The organism is Deltaproteobacteria bacterium (genome assembly GCA_016933965.1).
GTDB lineage: Bacteria > Desulfobacterota > Syntrophia > Syntrophales > UBA2210 > JAFGTS01.
Map to the genome: position 1 here is coordinate 61185 of JAFGTS010000036.1, position 11296 is coordinate 72480.

Here is an 11296-nt window from a genome sequence, read left to right on the forward strand (position 1 = left end):
GTCATGACCGGACGCAATCCAATGATCGAGCTCTTGCAGAAAGAGACAACGCTGGGAGAAATGATCGAAAACAGGGCCCGGGAACTGCCCGACAAAACGGCATTGATCTTCTATGACACGGAGATCACGTACGGGGAGCTCAACGAGAAGATCGACGCGCTCGCCACGGCCCTTCTCGAACGGGGGATCACGGCACAGGACCGCATAGCCATTATCATGCCCACGAGGCCGGAGTTTCTGTATCTCTGGTTTGCCGCCTCGAAGATCGGCGCCTCTGTGGTGGGCCTCAATTTCCGTTACCAGCAGGAAGAAGTCGTTTACATGGTCACCAATTCAAAGCCGTCGGTCCTTGTCTGTATCAACGAATTCGCCTTCACCAACTACAATACCTTTCTCTCGGAGATCAAGGACAGGATCCCCTCGGTAAAGCAGTTCATCTTTCTCGGGAAGACGGAATTTCCCGGTGCCATCGACCTCGATACGCTCATCGCGACCGAACCGGATCGTGCCGCGTTATCGAAAGCGGCGCAGGCAGTGACGGGGAAAAATGATAATTTCATCATTTACACCTCGGGCACGACGGGAAAACCGAAAGGGGCCGTCCTGACCCAGAAAAGCATCCTGGCGATGATGAAAAGCTGGACAAAGAACCTGGAGCTGTCACCGGAAGACAGGATCCTCTGCATCCTTCCCCTGAACCATGTGGGAGGAGGCACGATCATGGCCCTCTCTTCGCTCGCGAGCGGCATCACCCTCGCTCTGCACGATATGTTCGTCCCCGACCAGGTCGTTGATATAATCCGGAAGCACAACATCACCCTCTTCGGCGCCGTTCCCACTGTTTTTGAGATCCTCTTTGCCGCCCTCCCCGATCTGGAGGCCGGCATGTTCCCAAGCGTTAAACTGACCGCCTACGGCGGTTCCCCGGCGACCCCGGAGGTCCTTAAGTTAATGAAAAAGAAGTTCGACGCGCCGGTCATGGCCTGTTACGGCTCCACTGAAACGAGCGGGTTCATCACCTACACGAAACGGGACGATCCCTTTGAAAAGGCCATGACGGCAGGGCGGGTACCCGAAAGCGTCGAGGCGAAGATCGTCAAACCCGATACACGGGAAGAACTGCCCGCCGGGGAGATCGGTGAGATCGCCGTCAGATCCGACATGGTCTTCGACCGCTATCTCGACATGCCTGAGGAAACGCAACGGGCCTTCGATAAAGACGGCTGGTTCTACATGGGTGATCTCGGTTATTTTGACAAGGACGGTTTTCTCGTCATCGCGGGGAGAACCAAGGAGATGTATATCTCCGGAGGATTCAACGTCTATCCGAAGGAAGTTGAGGACTGCCTCGCTAACCATCCCGATGTGATCATGGCGGCTGTCGTCGGAGTTCCCCACGCCATCATGGGTGAAACGGGCGTCGCCTTCGTGATCAAGAACCCTGCGTCGGAGATCACCGGCGAGGACCTCAAGGAATTCTGCAAACCCAGACTGGCCGATTACAAGGTGCCGTCGAAGGTCTTTCTCGAAAACTCACTTCCCATGACCACCATCGGAAAGGTGCAGAAAACGGTCTTGCGGGAGACGGCCTGCGAGAGGCTGGGCCTGAAATAAGGCCGGCTGATCAGGGAATACAATTGTCTTTTTGCAAAGGATCGGTGGGCGGACCACGGTGAGCCCGCGTGATATCGAACCCTATCCGACACGGGTCACTTTGTCGTTTTCTGAATGATATTTGTGTTCGTTTTCTGAGCGATAAAGCTGGCAATGCTCATCGCCGTGTCATTCGACAGTTCCTTCCGTATCTGCGCTCTGCCATGAAGTTCCGTCCTTGAAGACAACCGTGATGGATATTCTTTTTTGTGGCGATTTCCTGTTTTTGATAACTCCCTGCATTCTTGGGGAATTGGTCGGCACCGGGCAATAAGGTGAAAAAGATATACGGAGCAAGCAGGAACAATAACGGCGATTGCGAATAATGCTATGAATGAAGACACGTTGCTTTCAATTATTTTGGTCAACGTGGTCAACTCCTGCTTTCTTGATTGGTCAATTGTCCTTATTGATGAGATTGACGATTATGGTCGTTATGACGTCTTTCTCCTTCGGATCGCTCATGGCGATCATCAACGTTAATGCCACCAAAGCGTTATCCGCTATCCTTTTTACTCCGTCGGGTCTGTAAAGCAAACCATTCCGTTCAAGAAACCAGGTAAAGATGGCAGCGGCAATACGCTTGTTCCCGTCCACGAATGAATGATTCTTTACAATGAAATACAGGAGATGGGCTGCTTTTTCTTCGATGCTGGGATACAGGTCCTTGCCGTCAAACGTCTGGTAAATCGTATCGAGAGAGCTGCTGAACGAGTTATCCTTTTCTTGTCCGAACAGGGTGGAATCGCTGAATCTTCCCCGCATTGTTTTAATTGCCTTCTTCGCCTCTTTATAGGTGATTTGTTGTACGGTCCGGTCGGATGTGCCGCCTAACTCAAGCTTTCCGTAGTCGTACCGGTCAAGCGTGTCCAGAGCATAGTTGAAATCACCGATGACTTTCAGAAGGCCTTCCGATTCAGTGGTAGAAAGAAGTTTGCGGTCTGTTATATTTTCGATGAGCCTGATCGATTGTTTGAGTGCTTCGTATTTTTCGATCTGTGCCTGCAATCTCTTTTCATTAAGGGCATAACCGGTAACGAGATACTCTTTCAGTATTTTGTTGGCCCAGATGCGGAACTGGGTGCCCCGTAATGAATTGACACGATAACCGACAGAGATGATCATATCCAGATTATAAAAATCGATATTACGCGTTATTTCCCTGTCACCCTCAATTTGAACTGTTGCATTTTTTGCAACAGTTGACTTTTTCTCAAGTTCCCTTTCCTTAAAAATGTTGCGTATGTGCCTGGATATTACGGATTTATCCCTGTCGAAAAGCAAAACCATCTGATTCAAACTCAGCCAGACCGTATCCTTAACCAAACTCACTTCCAGTAATGTCTGGCCGTCATCCGTCTGATAGATAACGATTTCCCCTGTGTCTGATCGCTCGTTCATGTATCGGCATTTCCTTTCGCATAAAGGTTTACGCCAATGCCGCATCCATGATCTCAGAGATATCCTTGATGGCCAGGTCGTTTTCCAGCCCCTCTGCCTTGAGGGCGTCCTCCAGCATCATCATGCAGACAGGACACGACACGGCCAGGATGCTTGCTCCGGTCTCGTGTGCTTCCCTGACCCTGATCCTGCTCGGTGTGTTTTCCCCGCCGCCTATGACATCAGTGTAAAAGTTGCCGCCTCCACCACCGCAGCAGAAAGAGTTTTCCTTCGTTCTCTCCATTTCTATCAGCTCGATCCCGGGAATGGCGGTCAAAATTTCCCGCGGCGCGTCATATTCATTATTGTACCTGCCTAAAAAACAGGGGTCATGATAGGTTACTTTTGCCTTGAATCCCCTGGAAACATCCAACTTTCCGCTTTTGATCAGATCGCGAAGGAGTTGCGTGTAATGGAATACCTCAAATTCATCTGAGTAGTTATTTTTCAAGGTATTGTACGAATGGGGTGAAAGAGTGACGATCTTTTTCACTCCAAGTTCTTTGAATGTCTTAGTATTTTCCTCTTTCAGGAATTCGAACAGGCCCTTTTCACCAAGCATATCCACTTCATTTCCATCGCAGATCTCCCTGCTCCCTAAAATGCCGAAGGAAAGGCCGGATCTCAACAGTACATTTCCCAATGCCCTGGCGGCTTTCTGGCTGACGGTATCATAGGATCCGACGCACCCGACATAATAGAGAAATTCATCGTCTTCTTCATAATGCCGTATGTCTGTGTTTTCAGCCCAGTTGTCTCTGTTCTCCTTCAGTTCCCGATAAGGATTGCCGTAGTCGTAAACATTTTTCAAGAACTGGCTGACCATCGGGGGCATGAGCTGTCTATCTACCATTTCCTCCCGTGCCGCTTTCAGAACATGTACGATATCATCATGAAACTGGAATTTGCATTCCTCACTGCAATTCCGGCACATGGTGCAGGAATACAGGATCTCGGAGAAGTGTTTGCTGGGTTTGAGCTTTCCCTTTACCAGAGAGGCATATATCAGCCACATCAATCCACCGGGGGAATAACTTTCTAAACGGGCCTTGCTGTATATGGGGCAATTAAAACCCACGTAAGAATAATCGCTGGTAAATTTGCAATAGCCGCATCTGAAGCATCTGTGTACCATGTCTTTATAGTCTGCAAGTGCCATTTATTCACTCCAATTTCCAGGGTTCATAATAGCGTTTGGATCTAATGCTTTCATCACCCTTTTCATGAGGTTTATCGTATTGGGATCCATCTTCTGCACCATCAACCGTTGTCCCGGCGCCTCAGCCTTCCATAGAACACCCCCTACGTCCAAGATCATTTTGTTCGTCTCATCGATCGCGTTCCTTACTTTTTCGACATCCTCATCGTCGGCACGGTTCAGACAATACGCGAGGCCGCACATCATGCTGTGCCCGCTGGTGAGGAGCTGATACCCGAGCAGGTACGGCTGTCCATACTTGTGGGCGATCTCCACCGACCTGGTAGATGCTTCAGGGACCTTCTCTATCGGCACTATCCCTCCCGTATATTCGAAACCGCCCCCCTGTTTCGCGTCTGCCGCCATGACGCCCAGGGTGACCGGAGGAACCGGCAATCTGGCTTCCCGCATGCGATCGGCATGTTTCCCTTCCACGAGCGTGATCTTCCCTTCATATTTGCGGAGAAGCTCTATATGAAGTTTTTTCTTCAGTTCGAATTCCTCTTCATCCTGGGCGGAAACGATGGGGACATAAAGGATGCCCTGTGCCCATGGAGGCCATTCCTGCGATATGATGAACAGATTGTCCATGAGGTTCAGTTGCGTGATATCGAATATGAAATCCGGCAACAGATCAAGTTCGTTGGAGGTGAATGTCAACAGATCTCTGAACTTCGGTTTTGGAAAAAGCTGGAGTGCTATCTTGGTAATGATACCGGTCGTCCCAAGCCAGCCGATGAACAGACCCATAAGATCGGGAAGCGGGTCCCTGGTGAACCAGTATGGGGAAACAGAACAGGAACCAAGCTTGCAGACTTCACCGGTAGGCAGCACCACCTCCATCCCATTGACCATCTGTGAATTGATCCCGCATGACACACTGAGGTGACCATGCCCCTGGATCACTACATTTCCAACAATGGTAGCCATGGGGGGAGCGTCGGGCATTGAATGTTCAAGATGGGGATAATTCTTTTGAAGATGAGAATAGAGGGCGCCCTGGGTGACGCCTGCTTCCAGCAGGGCATATTTGCTCTTCTCATTTATTTCGATGATCCTGTCCATTCTTTTCATGTCCAGGACGATCCCACCCTTAAGAGGTACGGCTAACCCGCTTAATGTGAGGCCGCCGCCCATCGGGGTGACCGGGATCTTTTCCTTGTTCGCCAATAGAACTATCTTCTGTACTTCTTCCACTGTCTTCGGCACGACAACATAGTCTGCTTTTCGCGGTTGTTGTGCCCCGGAATCTCTTGAATAAATATATAATTCCTCCTCCTGATCGGAGACGAACTCCTCTCCGACGATCTCAACTAAAGAACCATATATATCCATATTTCCTCCTCAGAATGTGTGTTTGCGCGAAGCAGGGGACCACGTGAACAGACACCGGAAGGTGCAGATCCGTTTAATTCTCCCAGTTTCCGGGATTCATGATACCGTTCGGGTCCAGAAGCTTCCTGACCTTCTTCATCAACTCCACTGTGTTGGGATCCATTTTCTCAACAATATATCTTTGTGCCTGAAGGTCTGCTTTCCACGGTATGCCTCCGAGCTCCAGGCCCATTTTGTTTGTGTCCTCCATTGCCGCTTTTGCTCTTTTTTCATCCTCTTCGTCGGCGCGGTTGAAGGAATAATTAAAACCAAACATCACTTCGTGGCCGGCGCTCATGACTTGATTCGCGCATTGGAACAGCATTCCATGCCTGCGAGCGATCTCTATGCCTTTTCTCCACGCCTCGGGAACCTTTTCAACAGGCATCATGATCCCACAGTACTGAAACCCGCCGCCCTTTCTGAAATCCGCCGCCACGGCTGCAAACGGAGGCTCCTCGAGGAATCTTTCCTTTGATGACGCCGGGATATCTCCCAGGAGCGTAACTTTATTTTCGCTGTCCCCGCACATCTCGGGGATCGTACCGAGCACCTTCCTCTTGTAGTCCATCTCTTCCTCGGAATCGCCGGATATGATCACCCCCGTGAATTGAAACCCTTTCATGTATTCCGGCTTCTCCTGTTCCATCATGCCGATATTGTCCGCCATTCTGGTCTGGGTGATCTTGTATACCAGGTCGGGGATCAGGTCCGGGTTCTGCGTGGCGAACAGGATCATATCTCTTTTTTCCGGCCTGGGGTAAAGCCTGAGCGAGGCTTTCGTAACAATGCCTGTCGTGCCGAACCAGCCGATGAAGAGACCGGTCAGATCAGGAAGCGGACCCTTGCTGAACCAGTGCGGCGAGGCAGAGCAGGAACCTACCTGGCATATTTCGCCCGTGGGCAATACCACTTCCATGCCATTCAGCATGTTGGAGTTATCGCCGCACTGGGCAAGAGAACCGTGTCCACGGATCAGTAGATTTCCCACCACGGTGGCTATACTGGGGGCTTCAGGCATTGAATGCTGAAAGTCTGGATGATGTTTCCTTAGATATGACAGTAAGGCGCCCTGAGAAACACCCGCCTCGATTACGACATATCTGCTCGATGTATTTACTTTAATTATCCTGTCCATTCTCTTCATGTCCATCACGATCCCGCCATGGACAGGTATAACCAGGCCATTCAGCGTGAGCCCCCCTCCCATGGGAGTAATGGGAACTTTTTCCCTGTTTGCCAGGAGAACTATTTTCTGAACCTCCTCTACTGTCTTCGGCACTACAACATAATCGACCTTGCGAGGTTCCGTGGTCCCTCCATCACAGGTATACATATACAGGTCTTCCGGTTCATTTGAGACGAAATCTTCACCGACAATAGCAACCAGCGAGTCGTATATCGCTTTCTCTCTGCTCATTTCGTAAGCTCCGGATGTGTTTATTTGGGATTGCAACGCAACTGTTACAATTCAACTGCGGCCAGTGTCAAGTGAAACTCCCATTTTTTTCATAAAAAGGCCAAGTCTACCGTTGACTCTTGCTATGTGACATTGCACCGATCCTGTCCTTGCCCAACAACCGCACCAAAGCCGAGCTTGCAACACCGCCGTTAGACCTCGATCACCGTCAGTTCCAGCGGCGTTTTAGAGAGCATTTCTCCCCCATCCCTGGTTACCAGTACCGGACATTCCAATCTCATGCCGCATACTCCGGGGACAGCCATTGCCAGAAATGCTACTTCGACAACGTTCTCCTCCAGGACAACATCGCAAAATTCATCATTGTCGATGATCGCCGGATACCATTCATGTCCGAACACACCCAGCCCGTGACCAAAGGAGGGAATCGTATACTGGGCGTAACCAAGTTCAGTTACCTTATCCATGACAGCCTTGAAAACATCACCGACCTTCTTTCCTGCCTTGAAATTCCGGACGATCGTTTCCGCTGTTGCCAGATAGGCGTCGGCAAGTTTTCCTTGTTCGACGGTCGGCGTTCCTAAAATGAAATTGTGGGCCAGGTCGGAAGGATACATCTGATAAAGCGGATGCAGGTCAACGATGATGTTTTCGCCTTTCTGCACGATCTTCTGGGTCGGCTGGGTTGTCCCGTTCATGGCATAGGTTGCCCTGTGTCCGGAAGCTACTTCTGATGATCCGGTCACCGCCCAGTGATACTCACTGCCGAGACGGCGCAGTTCCATTTCGCCGATGCCTGCTATTTCTGCTTCTGTCATGCCTACATCCAGTGCGTTCCGGACACAATGTATGCCGGAATCCGCGATGGCCGCTGCCTGCTGCATAAGATGGATTTCGCCCGGTTCTTTGATATAGCAGGCACGGTCAACAATCTTGATCGCATTGACAAACGTTGCTCTCGGCAGCGCATTTTTCAATAATTCGTATTCCGTAGCGAACAGATATCCCGTATTCCCGCGAGGAGAATGGCCGAGTTCGACCCCGATCCTGCCGTTCTCCGCACCGTTCTGTTTTATATTGAATATGATGAGGTCCATGAGATCCATGCCGGGGAGCGGTGCATAGGGTGAAATATTATGTAACCAGGACTCATTCTTGAGCCGCTCACAGTCAAGCAGCAAGGAGATAAGACCCGCAGTGCCATCTTTGGATACCACAACCGCGCTTCTCCAGGGGATGAACGCGCCGGCCACATAGCTCAGGCTGACCGTACGTGTACCCACAAAAATATCGAGATCGTCCTTCTTCATTCCTTCCAGTATCTTTTGGATACGCTTGTTATGATCGATATAGGTATTCATAAACCCTCCATTTTTTTAGCATTTGATGGAAATTTGCCCATGGGAGCGTGCTTCTGTCATTTGGAGAATAGAAAAATACGCCGGTGCATGTCAATGAAAACCGATACAAAGTAACCCGGCATAGAAAGTTTTAGGCAACCGATTTTTTGGTTTGATAATATGGCTTGACCCTGCGTATGAGTTGTATTACAGTGTCACACATGTAATTCATGTAAAGCAGAGAGGTTCAAAATGTCCAAAGTACTGAACGTCAGAATCGAAGAAGACCTGTCAGATCGACTTGATCTTCTGGCCAAGAAGACAAAACGTCCCAAGAGTTTTTACATAAAAGAAATCCTTACCCAGCATCTTGCCGAGTATGAGGATGCTTATCTCGCCCTTGATCGCCTGAACGACAGAAATGCCAAGTACTACTCGACAGAAGACATGGAGAATATTCTTGATCTATAATGTTCAATGGCATGAAGAGGCGGTAGGCGATCTCCAAAAGCTTGACCGGCAGAAACAGAAGAAGATTATAACGCGAGTCAAGGATTACCTTTCAAAAGATCCTTTCAGCTTGGGTAAACCGTTAAAGGGAGTATTCAAAGGTCTTTACCGTTACCGCTACGAATCATACAGGATAATTTACGCCATAGATCGTGAATCTGTGATCATTCTTATTTTGAGAGTTGGTGACAGGAAAAATGTTTATAATGATCCTATTATTGAAAATTAGGAGGATAAATTCTCCCTGAAGTGCTCAACGAGCTGATTTTATAGGTTAAAGCAAGGTTAAAAAAGATATTCGCTAAAATGCAAAAATAACGAATAAACTGGCGTGCATGGGAATCGAACCCGTTCGATGCTAAATTTATGGTAGCAATATCAGGTAGATAAGCTATTTGTAGTTTGTTAGGTTAAAGTTTGGTTAAAGTTCCTGTCATGTGGATATGATCGGAGATTTGATAAAAGAGCTATCATTGAGGAGGTAGTGGGTTACACCCTTCCGGGTTCAGATGTCGGCTTCGAAGCCATGAAAAAATGAAAGACTATTTCTTGTGAGTACTGTTGATAATGCAATAATCATTCATAGAATTAAGTGTAAGATGGTAATTCCTACCAGGTTTTCATGAAATATTGCGTATTTTGTGTCTCGAAGATCAGCTTCGATTTAATGGGCAAAAAAATAATAATCCATGATATCATGTATATAAAATAATGCATGTTACTGGGATTACTTTCACTGGTACACAAATTGCTTTTTTATGGAATGTTCCCGCAGAATACCCCACCCCTAGGTAGGGTTATTCAGCGGTGTTGTGATAATGAGCGTGGTGATTATTGTCTTTGTGTTGGTGACCAATAGTTCAATATATCATCATAAGATATTAAGTACGATTCATTATGCAATTTTCAAGTACTGGTAATAACATGTAAGGACACCGAGATAATTAAAGGATGTTCAATATCATGTTTACGAAAAGCAACAATAAAAGCAGCAAGAGGGGGTTTACGCTGATAGAGCTTATCATAGTCATCGCCATTATCGGTATTCTGGCAGCGATCGCCGTACCTCAGTACTCCAATTATAGGGTGCGAGGATTCAATGCAATGGCCCATGCAGATGCAAGAAATGCCTATACAGCAGCCCAGTTGTATTTTACCGAACACCATGATGACACGCTGGACCTTGCATTGCTTCAGGCATATGGGTTCCAACGATCAAATGGTGTAGTGCTTACAGTGTTGAATGGTACCATAGTAGGTTTGAGTATGACTTCGACGCATGCCATGGGTACACTCACTTACACGGTTGACGCCAACGGCAATATCACGTCATCGTAGTCATGAGAAAACATAATGGAATATAGACGCTGGCTTAGGTTTCGAAATTTATTTTGGATAAAAAAGAATTAATCGGTAATAAGAACCAACAGCCTTATGTACAGTTTTTCGGGGTACAAATATTCACGCGGTTTCTCTTGAGCACGTTCGTTCATACATGTTTAAAAGGCATTTTTTCTGAATATTCAACCTTTCAATGGGCAATCAATGAAAAGGCAGGGTGCCAATGACAACCCTGCCTTCTCGGTTTATTTTTTACATGTTATTGAACTTACAATGGGTAAAAGCGAACCTGAATCAGTTTTACACCATTATTGTCAATGTTCCAGAAGTACTCAACAAAATCGGCGATGCTGAAAACCCATTCATTCTCATACGAAATCATATACAGGGTAACTTCCGTATATCCCTCATCACAGGCTAATTCAGGATCTTTGATGTAATACTCATCGTATATGCCGTCTGCATCATTGTCGCGCGCACAGAACAAGGTGGATACATACTCACCTTCAGCTGGTTCCACCAGGTAATAGATACTGCCCGTCCACAGAAAGAGCCCGGTGATATCCACTGCCGTGGGTTTCCCCTTTGTGCGGGTAAACGACACATATTCAGTCTGGAATCCCGTTTCCGTCACCAGACCAAGGTACAGAAGATCGTTTCCATTTTCGTCCTCCACCAATGCCAATCCGGGATCATAGATTTCAATATCCGGATCATCAGTCGGCTTCGCAAGAACTCTGGCATATACTGCATAACCACCATCATTTTTCGGCAATCTCAGCTTTGCCGGATCGTTGGGAGCAAATCCCGAACACCAGTCCGTCACCTCAAGCTCCGTTGCGGCCGGAGCACTCTTGGGTCCCTTTTTACCCGATTCCATGAGAATCTCGATGTCATAGGCCTGCTCCGAATACTCAGGAACAAAGATCACGTTGCCATACACCGGTATGGGATTTCCTTGATCATCAAGAACCAGGTTTCCATATTCGTCCTGCAGATATTGCTGGTCAGGACATACAA

General features: G+C 48.1%; 10 protein-coding genes. 4 read left to right on the plus strand and 6 right to left on the minus strand.

The window, feature by feature from the left end:
* The first annotated feature begins 3 nt into the window (after positions 1–3).
* Positions 4–1614, plus strand: coding sequence for an acyl--CoA ligase (locus JXO48_08850; GenBank protein ID MBN2283983.1), 1611 nt, complete (start codon positions 4–6; stop codon positions 1612–1614).
* 435 nt (positions 1615–2049) lie between these two features.
* Here JXO48_08850 and JXO48_08855 read toward each other — a convergent pair whose 3' ends face one another.
* The 5 genes from JXO48_08855 to JXO48_08875 all read right to left on the minus strand — a co-directional run bounded on the left by JXO48_08855 (position 2050) and on the right by JXO48_08875 (position 8446).
* The gene (locus JXO48_08855) at positions 2050–3054 is read right to left on the minus strand and encodes a virulence protein RhuM/Fic/DOC family protein (protein MBN2283984.1); all 1005 of its coding nucleotides are present in this window, start codon (positions 3052–3054) and stop codon (positions 2050–2052) included.
* 28 nt (positions 3055–3082) lie between these two features.
* Positions 3083–4252, minus strand: coding sequence for a (Fe-S)-binding protein (locus tag JXO48_08860; GenBank protein MBN2283985.1), 1170 nt, complete (start codon positions 4250–4252; stop codon positions 3083–3085).
* The gene (locus tag JXO48_08865; GenBank protein ID MBN2283986.1) at positions 4253–5626 is read right to left on the minus strand and encodes an FAD-binding oxidoreductase; all 1374 of its coding nucleotides are present in this window, start codon (positions 5624–5626) and stop codon (positions 4253–4255) included.
* A gap of 73 nt (positions 5627–5699) precedes the next feature.
* Complete coding sequence (locus tag JXO48_08870) at positions 5700–7085, minus strand: FAD-binding oxidoreductase (protein MBN2283987.1); 1386 nt, start codon at positions 7083–7085, stop codon at positions 5700–5702.
* 191 nt (positions 7086–7276) lie between these two features.
* On the minus strand, positions 7277–8446 hold the full coding sequence (locus JXO48_08875) for an aminopeptidase P family protein (protein ID MBN2283988.1): 1170 nt from the start codon (positions 8444–8446) through the stop codon (positions 7277–7279).
* A gap of 231 nt (positions 8447–8677) precedes the next feature.
* Here JXO48_08875 and JXO48_08880 point away from each other — a divergent pair, with 231 nt between their 5' ends.
* From JXO48_08880 to JXO48_08890, 3 genes are all read left to right on the plus strand, one after another.
* Positions 8678–8896, plus strand: coding sequence for a TraY domain-containing protein (locus tag JXO48_08880; GenBank protein MBN2283989.1), 219 nt, complete (start codon positions 8678–8680; stop codon positions 8894–8896).
* Entirely contained in the window at positions 8886–9164 is a 279-nt protein-coding gene (locus JXO48_08885; GenBank protein MBN2283990.1) for a type II toxin-antitoxin system RelE/ParE family toxin, read from the plus strand. The genes JXO48_08880 and JXO48_08885 overlap by 11 nt, the downstream gene beginning before the upstream one ends.
* Before the next feature lie 734 nt (positions 9165–9898).
* Entirely contained in the window at positions 9899–10273 is a 375-nt protein-coding gene (locus JXO48_08890; protein ID MBN2283991.1) for a prepilin-type N-terminal cleavage/methylation domain-containing protein, read from the plus strand.
* Between the two features lie 271 nt (positions 10274–10544).
* Here JXO48_08890 and JXO48_08895 read toward each other — a convergent pair.
* Positions 10545–11296: hypothetical protein (locus JXO48_08895; protein MBN2283992.1), on the minus strand; the 752-nt coding region annotated here is incomplete at its 5' end.